Source organism: Pseudodesulfovibrio alkaliphilus (assembly GCF_009729555.1).
In the GTDB taxonomy this organism is placed as follows: Bacteria; Desulfobacterota; Desulfovibrionia; order Desulfovibrionales; family Desulfovibrionaceae; genus Pseudodesulfovibrio; species Pseudodesulfovibrio alkaliphilus.
Genome location: NZ_WODC01000006.1, coordinates 72,851 through 91,577, shown reverse-complemented (window position 1 = coordinate 91,577; position 18,727 = coordinate 72,851). Strand labels below are relative to the sequence as shown.

General features: G+C 63.9%; 18 protein-coding genes. 5 read left to right on the top strand and 13 right to left on the bottom strand.

From position 1 onward, the window contains the following. Positions 1–2 precede the first annotated feature (2 nt). From GKC30_RS10145 to nifH, 9 genes are all read right to left on the bottom strand, one after another. Positions 3–1,391 carry a nitrogenase component 1 gene (locus GKC30_RS10145; RefSeq protein WP_155934616.1) on the bottom strand — a complete coding sequence of 463 codons (1,389 nt, stop codon included), beginning with the start codon at positions 1,389–1,391 and terminating at the stop codon, positions 3–5. Beyond that, positions 1,384–2,769: a nitrogenase iron-molybdenum cofactor biosynthesis protein NifE gene (gene nifE / locus GKC30_RS10140; protein ID WP_155934615.1), complete on the bottom strand. Its 1,386-nt coding sequence runs from the start codon at positions 2,767–2,769 to the stop codon at positions 1,384–1,386. Before nifE ends, GKC30_RS10145 begins: the two co-directional genes overlap by 8 nt. A gap of 224 nt (positions 2,770–2,993) precedes the next feature. Then, the gene (locus GKC30_RS10135) at positions 2,994–3,293 is read right to left on the bottom strand and encodes a (2Fe-2S) ferredoxin domain-containing protein (protein WP_155934614.1); all 300 of its coding nucleotides are present in this window, start codon (positions 3,291–3,293) and stop codon (positions 2,994–2,996) included. A gap of 5 nt (positions 3,294–3,298) precedes the next feature. Further along, the gene (locus GKC30_RS10130) at positions 3,299–4,498 is read right to left on the bottom strand and encodes a NifB/NifX family molybdenum-iron cluster-binding protein (protein WP_155934613.1); all 1,200 of its coding nucleotides are present in this window, start codon (positions 4,496–4,498) and stop codon (positions 3,299–3,301) included. Positions 4,499–4,570: 72 nt separating this feature from the next. Next, complete coding sequence (nifK, locus tag GKC30_RS10125; protein ID WP_155934612.1) at positions 4,571–5,944, bottom strand: nitrogenase molybdenum-iron protein subunit beta; 1,374 nt, start codon at positions 5,942–5,944, stop codon at positions 4,571–4,573. Between the two features lie 18 nt (positions 5,945–5,962). Continuing rightward, positions 5,963–7,600, bottom strand: a complete 1,638-nt coding sequence (nifD, locus tag GKC30_RS10120) for a nitrogenase molybdenum-iron protein alpha chain (RefSeq protein WP_155934611.1) — start codon at positions 7,598–7,600, stop codon at positions 5,963–5,965. Between the two features lie 21 nt (positions 7,601–7,621). Next, positions 7,622–7,996, bottom strand: a complete 375-nt coding sequence (locus GKC30_RS10115; protein WP_155934610.1) for a P-II family nitrogen regulator — start codon at positions 7,994–7,996, stop codon at positions 7,622–7,624. A 1-nt stretch (position 7,997) separates the two neighbouring features. Next, the gene (locus GKC30_RS10110) at positions 7,998–8,345 is read right to left on the bottom strand and encodes a P-II family nitrogen regulator (RefSeq protein ID WP_155934609.1); all 348 of its coding nucleotides are present in this window, start codon (positions 8,343–8,345) and stop codon (positions 7,998–8,000) included. Positions 8,346–8,389: 44 nt separating this feature from the next. Next, a complete protein-coding gene (gene nifH, locus GKC30_RS10105) occupies positions 8,390–9,217 on the bottom strand; it encodes a nitrogenase iron protein (RefSeq protein ID WP_155934608.1) in 828 nt (275 codons plus the stop codon). A gap of 321 nt (positions 9,218–9,538) precedes the next feature. Here nifH and GKC30_RS10100 point away from each other — a divergent pair, with 321 nt between their 5' ends. The 5 genes from GKC30_RS10100 (at position 9,539) to GKC30_RS10085 (ending at position 13,627) form a co-directional block, all read left to right on the top strand. Beyond that, the gene (locus tag GKC30_RS10100; RefSeq protein WP_155934607.1) at positions 9,539–10,648 is read left to right on the top strand and encodes a LeuA family protein; all 1,110 of its coding nucleotides are present in this window, start codon (positions 9,539–9,541) and stop codon (positions 10,646–10,648) included. A gap of 38 nt (positions 10,649–10,686) precedes the next feature. Next, positions 10,687–11,640, top strand: coding sequence for a hypothetical protein (locus GKC30_RS10095; RefSeq protein WP_155934606.1), 954 nt, complete (start codon positions 10,687–10,689; stop codon positions 11,638–11,640). A gap of 31 nt (positions 11,641–11,671) precedes the next feature. Beyond that, the gene (locus GKC30_RS15150) at positions 11,672–11,800 is read left to right on the top strand and encodes a hypothetical protein (protein WP_269203832.1); all 129 of its coding nucleotides are present in this window, start codon (positions 11,672–11,674) and stop codon (positions 11,798–11,800) included. A gap of 346 nt (positions 11,801–12,146) precedes the next feature. Next, on the top strand, positions 12,147–13,091 hold the full coding sequence (locus GKC30_RS10090) for a metal ABC transporter solute-binding protein, Zn/Mn family (protein WP_155934605.1): 945 nt from the start codon (positions 12,147–12,149) through the stop codon (positions 13,089–13,091). A 59-nt stretch (positions 13,092–13,150) separates the two neighbouring features. Further along, positions 13,151–13,627, top strand: a complete 477-nt coding sequence (locus GKC30_RS10085) for a Fur family transcriptional regulator (RefSeq protein ID WP_155934604.1) — start codon at positions 13,151–13,153, stop codon at positions 13,625–13,627. Here the strand turns inward: GKC30_RS10085 and GKC30_RS10080 are convergent. The 4 genes from GKC30_RS10080 to GKC30_RS15025 form a co-directional block, all read right to left on the bottom strand. Then, positions 13,621–14,475: a TIGR03943 family putative permease subunit gene (locus GKC30_RS10080; RefSeq protein WP_155934603.1), complete on the bottom strand. Its 855-nt coding sequence runs from the start codon at positions 14,473–14,475 to the stop codon at positions 13,621–13,623. The genes GKC30_RS10085 and GKC30_RS10080 overlap by 7 nt on opposite strands. A 2-nt stretch (positions 14,476–14,477) precedes the next feature. Continuing rightward, positions 14,478–15,428 carry a permease gene (locus GKC30_RS10075; RefSeq protein ID WP_367614081.1) on the bottom strand — a complete coding sequence of 317 codons (951 nt, stop codon included), beginning with the start codon at positions 15,426–15,428 and terminating at the stop codon, positions 14,478–14,480. Between the two features lie 88 nt (positions 15,429–15,516). After that, a complete protein-coding gene (locus GKC30_RS10070) occupies positions 15,517–18,135 on the bottom strand; it encodes a PEP/pyruvate-binding domain-containing protein (RefSeq protein ID WP_155934602.1) in 2,619 nt (872 codons plus the stop codon). Between the two features lie 63 nt (positions 18,136–18,198). Beyond that, positions 18,199–18,618 carry a response regulator gene (locus GKC30_RS15025; protein WP_367614080.1) on the bottom strand — a complete coding sequence of 140 codons (420 nt, stop codon included), beginning with the start codon at positions 18,616–18,618 and terminating at the stop codon, positions 18,199–18,201. Between the last annotated feature and the right edge of the window lie 109 nt (positions 18,619–18,727).

The following is an 18,727-nucleotide window of genomic DNA, read 5'->3' as shown; positions in this document are numbered from 1 at the left end:
GGCTACATGTAGCCGTATCCAATGTCGCTGTCGGCCTGCTTCTTCTCCAGCACGGTGTTGACGATACGGTCGAAGAGTTCCAGGGCTCCCTTGTAGCCGAGGTGGAGTCGGCGCTGGCCGCCGAACCGATCGTGGATGGGGAAGCCCACCCGCACCAGCGGCACGTTCCAGCCCCGTGCGTAGGTGTAGCCCTTGGAGTGGCCGATAAGCAGGTCGGGCTTGAGGGTTTCCGCCTCTGCGGCCATGTCGTGAAAGTCCACGCCCTGGCGCACCTCCGGGGAAATCCGGGCAACGCCCCCGGTGACTTCGGCCACGGCCCGATCAAGCCCCCTGCCCTGCGAACCTGTCCCGGCCAGGACAACATCCACGCCGATCTCAGCCAGAAAGGCGCACAGGCCCGCCACAAGATCCTCCTCGCCATAGACCACGGCCCGCTTGCCAAACACATACTTGTGACCGTCCACCATGGCGTCCACCAGCCGACCGCGCTCCAGCTCGTAGCGGCGCGGCATGGGCGTGCCGGTTGCCTCTTCAAGGGTCTCAAGGAAGCGGTCGGACTCGCGCAGCCCCATGGGCAGGCCGATGCGGTGGTTTCTGACACCGAAGGCCGCTTCAAGGCTGACCCCGCCTGTCTTGGCGGGCAGGCAGCGGCCCAGCTCAATGCTGGCCCGCGCCCCGGACATTTCCCGGATTTCCGCCAAGGGCGTACCGCCCGAGGGAATCTTGACGTAATCCTCCAGAGCCGGACCATCCAGGGTCTCGGAGATGTCGGGCAGGATGGTGGCGTGGACGCCGAAGTCCCGGCAGATGTCCTTCAGGTGCCGAATGTCCTCACAGGAGACCATGTTGGGCAGGATGTTGACCCGGCCGTTGGGGGCCGCCTTGTCCACGCACAGCTGCTCCACCAGGGAGCGCACCGCGCCGTGCCAGCCGTCGGTGTGGGTGCCGCTGTAACTGGGGGTGGAGACATGGACGATGTCCGGCAGGTCGAGATCGCCGAATTCCTTGCGGAACTCGTGCAGGATCATGGGCACGTCGTCGCCGATGGTCTCGGTGAGGCAGGTGGTGGCCACGCCCACCAGGGTCGGCTCGTACTTCTTCATGACGTTGAGCACGCCTTTCTTGAGATTGGGGCCTCCCCCGTAGATGGCGTTCTTCTCGCCAAGGGCCGAGGAGGCGATGTCCACCGGCTCCCGGAAATGGGAGATGATGTAGCGGCGCATGTAGGTGGCGCATCCCTGGGAGCCGTGCAGGAAAGGAATGGCCCCCTCCACGCCCCGGAAGGCAAGACTCGCCCCCAGAGGCGTGCACAGCTTGCAGGCGTTGGTGGTGGAAACATAGTTGGGTCTGGCTGCGGGCCTGGGCACGGTCTTGCTTGCGGGCTTAGTCATTGACGGCCTCCTCCCCGCTTTCGGCGACGCGGGCCGCTCGGCGCGGGACAAAGTTCCATACAGGGCTCATGGCCGAGGCATGGACCTCGCGGGCAAAGTTGAGCATACCCGCGAAGCCTGCCAGTGCCTCCTTGCGCTCGTGGTTGTGGTCGCAGAAACCGACGCCCAGCTTGTGGGCGATGGGCCGCTCCTTGACCCCGCCCACAAAGAGATCCACATCCTTCTCCTTGATGAAGGCCGAGAGTTCCAGCGGGTTGGCGTCGTCCACGATGATGGTGCCGGGATCGGCGATCTGCTCCAGCTCGGCGTAGTCCTCAGCGGTGCCGGTCTGGGAGCCGGCAACCACCACCTTCATGCCCAGATGGCGAAACGCCTTGATCAGGGAGAAGGCCTTGAAGGAGCCGCCCACATACATGGCCACCCGCTTGCCTGCGAGGTCGAGCCGGTAGCGGGCCAGCTCGGGCATGAGCATGGACAGCTCGTCGCGCACCAGTTCCTGGGTCCGCCCGACGATGCCGGGGTCCTTGTCCCTGAAGAAGTCGGCCACCTGATAGAGGGAGTCGGCCATGTCCTCGATGCCGAGATAGGAGACGCGCACAAACGGAATGCCGTATTGCTCCTCCATCATCCTGGCCAGATCAAGGGTGGCGCCCGAACACTGGACCAGATTCAGGGCCGCGCCGTGACATCGCGCAAGATCGGCCACCCGGCCGTCCCCGGTGATGTTGGCCACCACCTCGACCCCCATGCGCCGGAAATAGTCGCGCACGATCCAGATTTCCCCGGCCAGATTGAAGTCGCCGAGAATGTTGACCGAAACAGGAGAGATGCCCGAGGTGTCGCCCGTGCCCACCAGCCTGGACATGGCCTTGCAGGCGGCCAGATACCCGGCCCGCTTGTTGCCCTTGAATCCCTCGGACTGGACCGGCAGCACCGGGATGCCCTTGCTCTCGCTCACCCGGCGGCACACGGCTTCGATATCGTCGCCGATGATGCCCACGATACAGGTGGAATAGACAAAGGCGGCCTTGGGCGCGTGGCGGTCAATGAGTTCGTCCAGGGCCGCTTCGAGCTTTTTCTCGCCGCCGAAGATGACATCCTTCTCCTGAAGATCAGTGGAGAAGGAAAGGCGGTGCAGCTCGGGGCCGCTGGAAAGTGCGCCCCGGATATCCCAGGTGTAGACCGCGCAGCCGATGGGTCCGTGGACCAGATGCAGGGCGTCGGCGATGGGGTAGAGCACCACCCGCGATCCGCAAAAGACGCAGGCCCGCTGGCTGACGGCGCCGGCCAGGGAGTCGCGATTGCAGGCGATGTCGATGGCCCCTTCGCCGGCCCGGTGGATCTGGTCCTTTCTTTCTTCGAGTATGCCTGTGTTCATGTGTTCCTCCACTGCTCGCCTTGCAAGCAAGGCCAAAAAATCATTTCCTGCCAGGGCCTTGGTCCCGCCGCCGTCAGCGGCGGCGGGACCGCCCCGGCCCGTCGCACCCCGAAGCGGAGGGCTCCCCTGCCACGGCGTTCATGGCGGGCAGAACGCGCCGCCGACCTGGGCGTTGCGTTCCGGGAGTCTGGCGACAGGCGACAGGCATCGGCTCTCTCGATTTTCTACAGGGCGTATTCGGCGCACTGTTCGCCGTCTTCCAGAGCGTCGAGGATGGCGTCGATGGCCTCTTCGCTGGCAACGCCCTTGAACCACCAATTCTCGGGCTGAATGACCATGACCGGCCCGGCCTCGCACTGTTTGAGGCAGGTGGATGCCACCACCAGGGCGTCGATGCCCCGGTCGATGAGTTCCTCCTCGATATATTGCAGGAACCCGTCGGTCTGCTTGTGACAGATGCCCTTGGGGTCGCCCTGAGCCCGGAAGCTCTGACAACAGATGATCATTCTCGCGGGGGTAGCCATGTGTCTCATTCTCCTTTGTGTAATGCGCCGCCAGTTGCGGCTTTTGCCGTGTTGCAGCCCTTGCCTTTCCGGCCGCCACCGTAGAGGGCGTCCACGGTTCCCTCGATCCCGTCTTCAGTGATCAGAACAGCCACGCCACGACGGCTAAGAATCTCCCTTGGCCGCTCTCCGGCACTGGCCGCCAGCAGGACGAAACAGTCGGACAGGGTCTCCGCGAGCGCCTCCCACCGGCCGTCTCCGCCGCCCGGTTCGGGCGCGTCGCGGGTTTCGAGCAGGCAGGCCAGGCCATCCTCACGCGGGCCATAGACGAGCAGCCGCGCCGCATGGCCCAGGTGCAGGTCCACGTCCATGCCGCCCGCGCTGGCCACAGCCACATTGGGCCGTCCCGGCGCAGGTCGGGGCAGCGATGCCCGCTGCGGATTCTCCGCTGCCGCCAGCACATCGCCGCACTCGCCCCATGAGGGCGTGAGGACCATGTACCGGGCCGCCTTCTCGCGCACGGCAGCCAGCAGATCCATATCCGGCCGGACAACGCCGCTCTCCCCGTCGGTCCACCGGGGGACCACGGTCATGATGGAGGCACCGAGTCCGGCCATGGTCCGAGAAATGGTCTCGATGTGATCGTCGTTGACCTCGGGATGGACCGTGACGTTAACCTTGACCGTCACTCCGGCCTCGACCAGGGCCTTCACGGCCTTGCGCTGTTCTTCCACCAGCATCTGCGCGGCCAGAGGCAGCGGCACGGTCCGGGTGGAGGGCCGAATCCAGGCATAAACCCCTTCGGCCACCTCGGCGGAGACAGCGTCCACCAGCAGGGTGACGTGGGAGAGGCCGATGGCGGCCAAATCCCCTGCCAGGGGTGCCAGCCCCAGTCCCAGAGTGGTCAGGCACAGGGGCAGATCCGGGTACTTGGCCCGGACCAGCCGCAAGGTTTGCAAGGTCGCCTCGGGCGTGGCCATGGGGTCGCCGGGGCCGGTAATGCCCGCCATGCCCACGGATGCGCCATCGGCCACGGTCAGATCGAGCATGGCCAGGGCCTCTTCCGGGGTCATGACCGGCCCGGACGGCGCCGTAACCGACTCCGGGACAAAACGGGTGCGTGCCACGGCCCGTGGTGCCACCGGCAGATGCACCCGTCCCTGGCTGCGACGCGCCGAAGGGCCGAAACAGGGGTGGCTCGCGCGTGCCTTTGCTGAAATCGCCATGGGTTTCCTTGCCTGTCCTTGAGTTCGGCCCGCGACGGGGGGAGGCGTCCCCGCCGCGGGCGCCCGGTGTGGTTAGAGGACGAGCTCGAAAGTGGTTTCCGGGTCGTCGCGGTCCTTGCGTTCGAGGAAGAGGTCGAGCATTTTTTCAAGCAACCGCAACCCGCCCCTGTAGCCGACCGTGGGGAAGTACTGGTGCCCCTGGCGGTCCAGGATGGGGAAGCCCCAGCGCAGGAGGGGAATATCCTCGTCGCGGGCGATATACTTGCCGTAGGAATTACCGATGAGCAGGTCCACGGGCTCGTTCTTGATCCACTGGTGCATCAGGAACATGTCGGCCTTGGCTCTGACCTTGACCTCAAAGGGTCTGTCCGCACAGATATTCTGAATGCGCTCTTCGAACTTCTTGCCCGGAGTGCCGGTGACGACATACACGGGCTGCATGTCAAGGCTGACCAGGAACTCGCACATGGCGATGAGCTGGTCCGGGTCGCCCCACAGGGCCACGCGCTTGCCGTAAAGGTACTGGTGCATGTCCGAGATGAGGTCCACCAGTTGCCCCCGCTCGACAGCCACGGCCTCGGGCACCGTCACCCCGGCCACGGTGCGCAGCACATCGATGAAGCGATCGGTGGCGGCAAGGCCAAAGGGCATGTCCAGGACAGTACAGGGCACCTTGCATTTGGCGTCGAGCCAGCGGGCGGCATCGGCCGAGCACCATTCGCCAAGGGCCAGGGTGCCGATGGCGTCGCCGCTGGCCTTGAGTTCCATGACGGTCACACCGCCGTCCGGGAACATCTTGTACTCGCCGGTAAGCGGGGTATCGAGCACGCCCGAAGTATCCGGGAACACTGTCACGGGAACGCCCACCAGGGCGGCCAGCCGCTTGATCTCGGCCATGTCCGCGGGCTCGACCCAGCCGGGAATGATGTTGACCTTGCCGTTCTTCTTGCCCGAAGGCTCGGCCAGCTGGGCCATGGCCTTGACCATGTTCGAGAAGCCGGTGACGTGGGAGCCCACGTAGCTCGGGGTGGGAGCGCCCACCAGGGTGCAGCCCTCGGGCACCTTGCCCTCGCGCCGGGCCTTCTCGAATATCTGGTTGAGATCGTCGCCGATGGTTTCGGAGAGGCAGGTGGTGTGTACGGCGATCACTTCCGGCTCGTAGACCGTGAAGATGTTGTTGATGGCCTGAAGCAGATTGGCCTGACCGCCGAACACGGAAGCGCCCTCGGTGAACGAACTGGTGGCGGCCGAGACCGGCTCCTTGTAGTGGCGGGTGAGGGCCGAGCGGTGATAGGCGCAGCAGCCCTGCGAACCGTGGCTGTGCGGCAGGCAGCCGTGTATCCCGAGGGCCGCGTACATGGCGCCGACGGGCTGGCAGGTCTTGGCCGGATTGATGGCCAGGGCCTTGCGATCGGCCACTTCCGCGGGTGTGTGTCTGAGTAGCATATCTTTGATCTCCCTCTCTTATTCCCAAACGAAGGTGGCCGTCAGTTCAGGGTTCTCCTGCCAGGGAGCCTTGAGATAGCTCCAGACCCGGCTGTTCACGAGCCTGTCGATTTCCTTGTAGAAATTGATGGCACCCTTGAACCCCGCATAGGGTCCGCCCGAGTCGTAGCTGTGCAGTTGCTTCATGGGCACGCCCAGCTTCTGGATGGAGAACTTCTCCTTGATACCGGCGCAGAAGATGTCCGGTTTGAGCAGTTCCACCAGCTTTTCGGCCTCGTACTGGTTGAGGTCGTCGATGATGATGGACCCCTTGTCCATGTCCGCGTTCAGACCGTCGTAGTGTTTGAACGTGTACCCGGCGTCCTCCAGGGCCTTGATCTCCTCGGGAGTCTTGCGGGCCCGGAAGAGCTTCTCGTCGGGCTCCACCTCGATCTCCTCGATGTTGCGCGAGTCGGCGTCCACGGTCAGGTGCGGGATGACCTCGCGTCCCTCGTAGTCGTCGCGGTGGCCGAACTCGTATCCCGCGGACAGGGTCTTCATGCCCATTTCCTGGAAGAGCTCGTTGTAGTGGTGAGCGCGGGAGCCGCCCACGAAGAGCATGGCGGTCTTGCCCTGAGTGCGGGTTTTCACGTCTGCGGCCACGGCCAGAACCTCTGGCATCTCTTCGGCGATGACGGCCTCAATGCGGTCCAGGAGCGCCTTGTCGCCGAAATACTGGCCGATCTTGCGCAGGGACTTGGCCGTTGCCTCGGCTCCGATGAAGTTCACCTTGATCCAGGGGATGCCGTACTTGGTCTCCAGCATGTCGGCCACGTAGTTGATGGAGCGGTGGCACATGACCGCGCTCAAGTCCGCGTGCTGGGCCGAGGCGAACTGGGCGTAGGTGGAGTTGCCAGAGAAGGTGGCGATGTTGGTGATGCCGCACTTCCTGAGTACGCGGTCGATCTCGAACCCGTCGCCGCCGATGTTGTATTCGCCGAGCAGGTTGATCTTGTATTCGCCCTCGGGCGGGGTCTGGTTCTCGCCCACCAGATGGGTGAAGACCTGATTGTTGGCGATGTGATGGCCGGCGGACTGGGACACGCCCTTGTACCCTTCGCAGGAAAAGGCGAAGACGTTGCAGTCCCCAAGTTTCTCCTTCATCTTGCGGGCCACGGCGTGGATGTCATCACCGATGAGGCCCACCGGACAGGTGGCGAAGATGCAGATACCCTTGGGGTGGAAGAGGTCGTAGGCTTCCTGAATGGCCGCCGTCAGCTTCTTCTCGCCGCCGAAGATGATGTCCTGATCCTGCATGTCCGTGGAGAAACAGTAGGTCATGTAGTTCTCGCCGGTTTCGCCCGCATCGGTCTGGTTGCGCCGGGTGAGCCAGGAGTAAAAGCCGCAGCCGATGGGGCCGTGGGTGATGTTGAGGATGTCGCGGGTGGGCCCCATGATGACGCCCTTGCAGCCCGCATAGGTGCAGCCGCGCATGGTGATGATGCCGGGGATGGTACGGACGTTGGCCACGATCTCGGGCGGCGTCTCGCTCTCCTGGGCCTCGTTGATCATTATCTGCTTGGCGCGCTTTCTCGCCACCTTGGGAGGATACTTCTTGAGAAGCTCTTCCTTGATGTCCGCGGGGTCGAAGCGCACCGCCTTGCTGGTCTTTGCCATTTCACTCTCTCCTTGCAGAACTTAGGCTATGGACTTGGCGCCCTTCTCGCCGGTACGCACCCGGACCGCGTCATTGATGGGCAGGACGAATATCTTGCCGTCGCCGGGCTTGCCGGAACGGTTGACGGCGGTGATGGCCTCCACCACGTCCGCGACCATGTCATCCCCGACCACCACGGTGACCATGCGCTTGGGGTAGAGCTTGCCCTTCTCGCCCAGAACGGCGGCCGCCTCCTCGTAGCCGCTCTCCGCGCCTTCGAGTACGCTGGAGTTGACGAACCCCTTGCCCCGGCCCTGCGCCTCGTGGGCGAAGAAGGCGTCCACCCCGGCACTGGTCAGGGCGGCCTTGGTGCGGTTCATCATGTCCATACGCACTACTGCGATGACTTCCTTCATGCTATGCCTCCCCGGCCACGGCGGTTTCGTTGACACCCGAGCTGATGGTGTAGACACCCTCCACCTGGGAGACGAAGATCTTGCCGTCTCCGAACGCGCCCTTCACGCCGGAGCGGGCTGCATCCATGATGGTGGAGATGACAAAGTCCTTGTCCGCCTCCTTGACCACGCTCATGAGCATGGTCTTTGGAATTTCGTCGTAGGTGACCTCGCCGATCTTGATGCCGCGCTGTTTGCCTCGTCCGGCCACGGAATATTTGGTCACTGCCGGAAAACCGTTGTCCATCAGGGCCGCAAGCACGTCGTCCGCCTTTTCCGGGCGCACTATCGCCCTCACCATGATCATCATTTCCGCTCCCTCCTATACTGTTGATTTTTAGACAATTTGATTGGCTACGCTTCCATGATTCCATAATCGAGGAGTAGTTGTTCCAGCTCCTCGATCTCCAGGGGGGTGGGAATGACGAACATCTTGTTTTCGTCGATGGCCTTGGCCAGCCCGCGATACTGGTCGGCCTGGGACACTGCGCCGTCCCACTCGATGACGGTCTTGCGATTGATCTCGGCGCGCTGCACGTCGTTGTCACGGGGGACGAAGTAGATCATCTGGGTGCCCAGCTTGCTGGCCAGCTCGGTGATCAGGTCTGCCTCGCGGTCGGTGTTGCGCGAATTGCAGATGAGGCCGCCAAGCCGCACCCCGCCGGACTCGGCGTACTTCATGATGCCCTTGCAGATGTTGTTGGCCGCGTACATGGCCATCATCTCGCCTGAGCAGACGATGTATATCTCCTCGGCCTTGCCGTCGCGGATGGGCATGGCGAACCCGCCGCAGACCACATCGCCGAGCACGTCGTAAAAGGCGTAGTCGAGACCCTCGGACTCCTCATAGGCCCCCAGGGACTCAAGCATGTTGATGGAGGTGATGATGCCGCGGCCCGCACAACCAACGCCCGGCTCGGGACCGCCGGACTCCACACACCATGTTCCGCCGAACCCTGGCTTGCGGATATCGTCGAGTTCCACGTCCTCGCCTTCTTCGCGCAGGGTGTCGAGGACCGACTTCTGCGCAAGGCCCCCAAGCAGCAGACGGGTGGAGTCCGCCTTGGGGTCGCAGCCCACGACCATGACCTTGCGGCCCATCTCGGCCAGACCGGCCACGGTGTTCTGTGTGGTGGTGGACTTGCCGATGCCGCCTTTTCCGTAAATCGCAACTTTTCTCATGTGTTCCTCCCTAAGGGGTTGGTTCGCGTTGATACCCCTCCATGGCAAAGGGTGTGCCACTGTCGATTGCAGCATATAACTTTCTGAAATTAAAGGATATCTTTAAATCAATGCGCTGTGCCGCCAACCTACGAATATGTCGGCGGCGACAGAGTGAACCTACGAAAAGTGTGGCTGCCTACATTCCTGAAGGCACATCTCCCGTTGATCCATGTCCGTGAAAACGTATTGAAATCCATAGTATTGCTCACACCATGCCCATTGGCATCCTTCATGCTCGGGGAGGACGTGAAGACCACACCGTAACCTGGGAGCCGGAACATGCTGATAGACACGACGCTGCGGGAAGGGGCGCAGCTCTTCGGGGCGTATTTCTCCCTTGATACGCGGGAGGCCATCGCCAACGCGCTGATTGATCTCGGAGTCGAGGAGATAGAACTCGGCTGGGTGGGGCAGGAGGACATGGACATCCTGGCCCGGCGGGTCCGCGCCAGGGCCGGGCGGACTCGTCTGAGCGTCTGGTGCCCCTGTCGCGAATCAGACGTGCCAAGAGCGGCGGCCCTGCCCGTGGATGGGATCAACATCGGCGTGCCGGTGTCCGATGCCCATATCCGCAAACGGCTCGGCATCGACCGGCCGGGCGTGCTCCAACGCATCGCACAAACCGTGCTCGCTGCCCGGATGCTCGGCGTGGGCTATGTTTCCGTGGGTCTTGAAGACATCTCACGCGCCGACCTGGAATTCGCCCGGACCGCAGCCCTCACGGCAGCCGGGTCCGGCGCCTCGCGGGTGCGCCTTTCCGACTCCCTGGGCCAGCTCACCCCAAGGCGGACATACGATCTGGTCGCCCGCTTCCGGGCAGCACTCAGCATTGATCTGGCCGTCCACTGCCACGACGACTTCGGGATGGCCACGGCCAATGCGATCACGGCCCTTGAGGCGGGCGCGGATTATGCCGACGCCAGCGTACTCGGCATCGGCGAACGCTCCGGCATCGCGGCAACCGAGGAGCTAGCCGCCCACCTCACCCTCAACACCGGCACCCGCCGCTACCGCCCCGGCGGGCTGCGCGAGCTTTGCCGCTTCGTTTCCAGGGCTGCAGGAGTGCCCATCCCGAGGACCAAGGCCGTTGCCGGAGAAGACATTTTTGCCTGCGAGTCCGGCCTGCACGCCCACGCCCTGAACAAGTCGCCGAACCTCTTTGAACCGTATGACCCGGCGTCCCTCGGCATGGACCGCCGCATCGCCGTGGGCGGCAAAAGCGGACGCAAAGCCGTGACAGACGCCTTGGGCCATCTCGATTTCCACTGCACGGAACAGGCATTGCCCGTTCTGGTCGAGGCTGTGCGAAGCCTGGCCCGGGAGCAGGGCCGCCCCCTGTCCAGCGACGAATTCGCAGGACTGGCCGCCCGCTTCGCGGAATCCGGTTAGCACCACCAACGCCCGACAACCTCAACAAGGAGCGCCCCATGCAGACCATCACCACCCGCCACGGCATGATCCCTGTCGCCCAAGCGCCGGCAACCTATCCCGACGGATCGCTTCGCGCCTGTCTGCCAGCCGGACCGTGCGTCCTCAACACCCCAGTCGGCCAGCTTGTGCCCCAGTTCACCGCCCGGGAACTCCGCAAAAAGGAAGTCCGGCCCATAACATTTCACCCGGACGGGACACTACAGGCACTGCCCCTGGAATCGCAGAGGGTCATCCCTTCTGCTGCGGGCAGCATCCCTGCGGAGTTGCTCACCTTTCATGCAGACGGCTCCCTCAGCCGGGTCTTTCCCCTCAACGGAAGGCTCTCCGGCTACTGGACCCAGGAGGACGAAGCAGAGCTTGCCCGGCCTGTCACCCTGCTCACCCCGGCGGGCATACTCACGACCACTCTCATCGGCGCGGCATTCCACCCCTCGGGCACGATACGCAGTCTTACCTTCTGGCCTGGCCAGACCGTGTCCATCAACACTCCGGCGGGCATGGTGGATACTCGTATTGGCGTGTCCTTCCACCCCGATGGCCAGATTCGCTCCGTTGAACCGGCCCGGCCCGCGGCAGTGGAAACTCCGGCCGGAGAGATTCTGGCGCACGATCCTGATGCCCTGGGCATCAACGGAGACAGCAACTCCCTGGCCTTTCACCCAGATGGCACCGTTTCCCGCGTGATCACCATACGCACGCGACTGACCGCCATCAGCCCTGACGGCCGACTTGCAACCTTTGCCCCCACCCAGCGCGAGAGCCTGTGCGGCGACGGCGAGCGCGAGATGATACCCATGAGCATTCAATTTACCCCGGATGCGGTGATCATCACCCAGGCCGAAAACGCCCCGCCTGTCCATATTCCCCTGGAGGGGCACGTTTTCTTCACAGCCCCATGGCTCTCCGGGCTGGCAGGGGGGCTGCCTGACCTGCGCTGCACCATCTGCTGAAGAACAACCGGGCCATGCGCCCCACAAGGCGATGTGGGAGACCCTGAACCTCGACCTGTCCGCCGAGGCCATCCACATCGGGTCGTGTGCCGGGGCGCTGGGGGCCGCCCTGTCCGGCCTGGACCAGGCCCACACCCGCTTCTCCCTGCCCGGTCAATAACAACTGCGATCTGACGCCCGCCAGGAACCTTGGCGCCAACCACGATCCGATGCCCGGCGGATCGGTCTGCCCGTTTTCCGGCCAAAGGCCAGAGGGGCGAGAAACAAGGGCGGCAAACCATCCGCACACGGCAGACTCAAGCATACCAAGCTTTTACCACGGCCTCTTCCTGTCTCGTCGACCGCCCTGCCTGGAATGAAAACAGGCATGGCCCCGGCTCGTCAGCAGTCGCAATCCAGACGCTGTTGACACCTTTGCAACCGTGTTGCATCATGCAAACTTGTTGCCTCTCCGACTCACACCGTCAACCGCGCCCTGCACGGCGCACATCAGAGGAACCATGCGTATGATGAAAAAACGTATCCTGCTGACCGCTTTTGCCTTTTTCCTGGCCGCCGCCCTGGGTGTCGGCCCGGCCCGCGCCCAGACTCCGGTCTTTGTCAGCATCCTGCCCCAGAAGTATTTTGTCGAACGGATCGCTGGCGATCTGGCCCAGGTCTCCGTGCTGGTCATGCCAGGCGCCAGCCCCCACACCTACGAGCCGACCCCCAGGCAAATGGCCGCCCTGGCCAAGGCCAAGGCGTATTTCTCCATCGGCGTGACCTTTGAGAATATCTGGCTGCCGCGCATCAACAGCGCCAACCCGTCCCTGCGCATCGTGCCCACGGCCCGGGGAATCGAGAAACTCCCCATGGACGCGCATCACCATCACGACGACGAGGGGCATGGCCATGACCACGGCGCAGCGCACCACCATCATGGACATGAGCACGACCATGGGCACGATCACGACCATGGCATTCTCGATCCTCATGTCTGGCTCTCTCCCAACGGCGCCAAGGTGCTGGCCGCGAATACCCGCGACGGCCTGATCAGGATGGACCCGGCCAACGAGGCTGCCTACCGGGCCAATGCAGACGCCCTGCTCCGGGAGATCGACAGCGTGGACGCCGACATCCGCGCCCTGCTCGACGGCCTGCCCGAGAGCAGACGCTCGTTCATGGTCTTCCATCCTTCATGGGGCTATTTCGCCCACCAATATGGGCTGAACCAGATATCCATCGAGGTGGCCGGTCGGGAACCGAGCCCCAAGGGACTGGCCGAAGTCATTGAACAGGGCCGCGCCCTGGGTATCCGGGTGATCTTCGTCCAGCCCCAGTTCTCGGGAAAAAGCGCCGCGGTCATCGCGGCCGAGATCGGCGCACACACTGCCGTGCTCGACCCCCTGGCCGAGGACTGGCCCGCTTCCATGCGCGACACCGCCCGTGCCATCGCCGCAGCGGCCCGCTAAGAAAAAACACCGCCAGCCGCGCCAGGACCAACCCCCCTGGCGCGGCCACGGAGAACCACATGCCCCATGCCGATACCGCGAACGCTGCCCGGATTTTTCTGACCAGGACAGGCATTGAGCCGACCCTCAACCGCATCCTTGTCTACTCGGCCATGGCCGACAGCGACCAGCCACTCACCGCCCGGGAGATTCTCGACAAGGTCCTGGCCGACCACCACATCAACCGGGTCACGGTCTACCGGATTCTGGACCTGCTGGCCGACAGCGGCGCGGTCAACCGCATCGCCTCGGTGGACGGGGCTTCGCGCTTCTGTTCGCGGGGCGGCCGCTGGCCTGCCGGACACAGCCACTTCCACTGTACGCGCTGCGGAGAGGTGCGTTGCGTGGACAACGCCACCCTCCACCTGGACGAAACGGAGCTGGGCAACGCCCTATCCATGCGGGTGGACAACGTGGACCTGCGCCTGGACGGCATCTGCGCCTCGTGCGCCGAGGCGGCCAGGTCGGATCAGGCGGAAAAACAGCCCGGTCAATAGGCGAATGGCGAACGGGAACGGATCTCGAACAAATAAGGAATCCCGGTAAAATCCTGGGTATCGACGCTGTTGGCCAGCAGGGCGAAACGCTCGCTGCGGATGGCAGTGAGTGCGCCGAAGATGGATATGCGCGTATCCTCCACGGCCGGGATAGGCACCACCCGGCCAAGCACCCTGACCCAGGTGCCGGGAGTGAACGACTCCGGGTCGTCCACCCGGACCAGGGCGACCACGCCCGCCGCATCGGCAAAACAGCAGGAGATGAAGAGCCGGGTCACGGCCACCAGTCCGGCCCGGTCCAGCTCAGGGGTTCGGGCCAAGCCGCCCTGCACCGCGAAGAGGTCGCCCTCGCGCACCCAGCCGCCGGACTCGCCCGCGATCAATTCGGCCACGTTGATTCTGACATACTCCTGCCCGGCATACGCCTCCACGGGCTCGGAATCGAAATCATCCTCGTAGCCGCCGCCAAAGCCAGGGCCGTAGCCGCCGCCGAAATCCGCGTCAAACCCGTCCGAATGATCACCGCCGAACCCCCCGGAAAAGGAAAGGCCGCCCCGGCGGGGCATGGTCGGCCCGGAATCAACCAACATTCCGGGAAGCATCTGGCTGGCAACAGCAAGGCCGAGGAAGATCGCCAGCCCGGCCAGCTCGGTTCCCTTGCGCCGTCTGTGTCCATCCAGCAGGGCGGCAAACCCCAGGGCCATCACGCAGCCGCCCGCCACAAGGGTCAGCCAGGAATACTTGGGGTTGAGGTATTGCCAGTACCCGGACGACAGGGACAAAGCGACCATGAACGAGCCCATGGCCGCCAGCAGGCACGCCTCGATGAAGCGGATCATAGCGGCCATGCCTACCATCCTCCCCAGGCGAGCAGGACGCCCATGACAAAGACCGTGACCGTGGGCACCACCATCAAGGCCACGGCCACGCGCCGGGTGAACACGGTCAAAAACAGCGGGATCAGCTTGAGATCGACCATGGGACCGATGGCCATGAACGCCACCTTGGCCGCCATGGGAAACGATGCGAAGGATGCGGCCACAAAGGCGTCGGCCTCGGAGCAGATGGACAGGGCGATGGCCAGCAGCATCAATCCGCCCACGGCCATCATGGGACTGCCAATGAAAAATTCAAGCACTGCGGGCGGTAAAAACGCCTTGAATCCCGCAGCCACCACTGCGCCAAAAACCAGGAACCGGCCCATGGAAACAAACTCGGCCGCGGTATGAAAAAGCACCGCCCTCGTCCGGGCAAAGGGGCCGGAAACAGCATGGCCGCAACCGCAGCCGCAGCCGTGGGCGTGATCGTGTTCCGGGAGGTGGGCGGCCTCGGCCTCGTCGAACCGCTTCAGGTCGATGGGCTGCTGACGCAGAACCGTGCGCGGGCTGGCGTCGCCCAGGGCGAAACCCAGGGCCGCAGCAGGAATGATCACCAGCAAAAGCCGCAGACCGACCACGGACATATCACCCTGAAAGGCGAAGAGCGTGGAGGCGATGACCACCGGATTCACCACCGGAGCGGCCAGCATGTAGGGTATGGCCACCCTGGGAGGCACGTTCTTGAGCAACAGGCGCCGGACAACGGGCACAATGCCGCATTCGCAGGTTGGCAGAAGCATCCCCGCGAACACCCCCACAGCCACCTGCCCGGTTCCGCTTCGCGGAATCAGACGCAGCAGGGTGCGCTCGGGCACCAGCACCTCTATAAGCGCCCCGATGAGAGAACCCAGCAGCAAAAAGGGGGCTGCTTCAAGTACAATGGCCGTTGCGGCCGTGGTCATGACGACAAGGGATTCGGTCACGGATTCTCCAGTGCTGGCCGTCAGGCGTCGCAGCCCGGACATATACAGGAATTACTCTCGAAAATGAAGAGCCATCGTGTGGTCAGGGCTATCCGTCGATGGAATGAGCCCCCAAGCTCGCCGGCTCGCCGAGCAACTCGCCAAGCTGGCTACAGAGCCTGTCCTTGTGGGCCTGGACCTGGGCTGCGTCGCGCATGATCATATCCAACTGGCGGGTGTGCATGATCACATGCCCGAGGACCACAAGCCGGGAAAGCATGTGCTCGGGGCCGCGCCCTTCGACACGGGCAGTCAGACTGTCCTGGCGAACCGAGGTCCGAAAGCCGAATTCCTCCAGCACCTCGGAGATGAGCATCACCCGCAGACGACGCCGCCCCGGATCGGCCGCCCCGCCAAAGAAACGAAAACCCGCATAATTCTCCACCGCGTATTCGCCAACCAGGGCCTCCACGTTGCAGAAGTGAAAGCCGAAACGGGATTGGAGGGAGCAGAATTCCTTGGAAATCATGAAATAATTTTTAAAGGCCAGTGAGCTGCCGCCCGCCACGTTGAGCTTTGGGTTCATGGACGCCTCGAACAGGACCGACAGGAAGCCCCGGCCGTTCACGGCCGGAGGGCCTTCCCAGGGAAAGGCGTTCATGCCGCGCCACAGGGCCAGCATGGGCTGGCAGGCGATCTGTCCAAGCTCCACCCATTTGTCACTGGGCTCGACCATGAAGCCATCCTGCACATTGACCACCCAGAACTGCTTGGGGCTGCCCTCCACATGCAGCTGTTTGGCTTCGTAGCGGCTGACCTTGTGTCCCCGGCCAAAGGAAAACATCTCGGCCACAGCCTTTTCGTGGCAATAGCGGGTGATGTCGTGCAGGGTTGTGCAATTCTCCGGGCGAAAGGTCAGCCCCTCGGGGTCGAGCAGGTGCAGGGGAGTGATGTGTTCGGCCACCGCCGCCAGGGCGGTGTGTACCGGGCTGCCGGCCATGAGGTTGACCCCGGGGGCCTCGGATTCGAGCAGCGACTCGACAACCCCGCGCAAAACGCGCCTGCCGTCGGCATCCACCGTGACCATGGCGGACTCCGGGATCGAATCCAGGGCGTTGCCCATTCCGAACAGGGCCGGAACCCGGAACTCGCGGGCCACAGAGGCCAAATGCCCGGCCACCCCCCCCAGCTCGGTGATCACGGCCGAGGCCACGGGCAGAAGCGGGGCGAGATCCGGGCCGGACTGCCGGGCCACCAGCACACCACCCGGTTCGAAATCCAGGATGTCGGCCGTGGTGCGTACATGGTGGACCAGCCCCGCTCCCACACCGCCACTGACCCGGACCCCGCCGGACATGACGACACGGGTGCCCTCGGGCAGCGGCTGGACCACAGGCTCGGCAGTGAGCATGACGGCACGCGCCTGGAGATAGGCAATCTCCCCGGCCTCGTTCACGGCAAATTCGATGTCCTGGGGATAGCCGAACTGCTCCTCAATGCGAAGGCTGGTACACGTCAGGTCCGTGACCTGTTGATCGGTCAGCGAAGGCTGCGACGCCATGTCTGCCGGAACGCGGTCCATGACCATGCCTCCGGCCCTTCCCCCGTGCATGCGGATGCGCTTGACGGCTATGTCCCGGCTGCGCTGGACCAAAGTCCGACGGTCCACCACAAAGCTGTCGGCCAATACCGAGCCGTCCACCACGGACTTGGGCCGCCCCCAACAGGCGTTAATCAGTACGGCCTCCGCGTTTTCAGAGAGAGGATCACGGGTGTAGACCACACCGCCCGCCCAGGCTTCGACCATCTCCAGAAAGCCGACGCACATGGGGGGCGTATCCAGGCCGCGGTTGCGGCGATAGCCCATGGCCTGCGCACCATACAAGGAAGCCACCACCCGCTTGTAGGCAAACAGCATGTCCTCGGGGTGCACATTGAGCAACGTGAGGTACTGGCCCGCAGAGGAGGAGCCGGCCTCGTCCTCGCCCAGAGCCGAAGAGCGGACCCCCACATTGGGCCGGTATCCGATGCGGGCCGCCAGTCTCTCATATTCGCGTCCGATGGCTACGGCAACCTCGTCGGGAACCTCGGCCGCCAGCACCTCCCGCTCAATGGCCTCGCAAAGGGCCAGCATGGACGAGGGATTGTCCGCCCCGGAAGCCTGGATCAGCCTGTCGATTTCCTCGCGCAAATCGCCTGATTCCATGAACATGCGGCAGGCATCGGCCGTGACCACGAAGCCATCGGGGACGCGCAGCCCCATCCGGTTGCGCAACTCGCCCAGATGAGCCATCTTGGGGCCGCACTCGGCAGAGTCGTTGCGGTCGATCTCGCCCAATGCGACCACGCGCCGACCCTCCACATGCTTCTCAACCCGGGGCAGCGCCTCCTGAATATTGCGCCGGATAGCCTCGAAGCTGTCGTGAAGCCCGGGATACCGCCCAGGGGCAAGGGCCTCCATATACCGGATGATGGAATACACGACGGCCGTGACGCGGGCCGTCCTGGACCGAATAAAGCCAAAACCGAAGGGAATCTCGCCGCGAAGCGCCTCTTCCATCTCGGCCATGACCTCAAGAGCCTGGGTGTTTGCGGAAACCAGAAGCTTGAAGGTGTGATAGCGGGCCTGGAACGATTCGCGCAGCGCCTCCGGGCCCGTCCCCGGGCCGACACCCAGCAATTGCCCCACCCTGCGTGAAATCCGCTTGATTGTTTCCACCGGACCCATGACTTCCTCTTCCGATTCCGATGCCCAGGCCCAGAACGCTGACGCGCACAAGCCCCGCCCTGATTACTCGCCCGGCGCGTCCGCACCGGGCACGGAACACTCCGTGCGCAGGGACTTGCCCCGGGCAGCCGCCATGATCCGGCACCCGAGCAGTTCAAAATCCACCGGCTTGACCAGGAAGTCAAAAGCCCCGGCCGACATGGCCTGCAAGGCACAATCCATATCCGCATACCCGGTGAGCAAAATGACCTCGACCTCGGGATGGCGGGCCTTGACCAGATTGAGAACCTGCATCCCGCTCATTCCGGGCATTTTCACATCAAGCACCATGACATCCACAGGCTCCCGGTCAAGTGCGGCAAGAGCCTCCTCGCCATCAGACACGGCAGTGGCGCTCATGCCCCGCCGCCCAAGGCGCTTGGACAGGGCCGAGATGAACCCGCCCTCGTCGTCCACAAGCAATACCCGTATCGCTTCGCTCACGAAATGCCTCCAGGTTGGACAACACTCTACAGCCACCTTGCCAAAGAGGCCAGCGAAAGAAAACCCCCCTTGCCGACACCGCGCATCCGCCACCACACGCCCAGCCGTC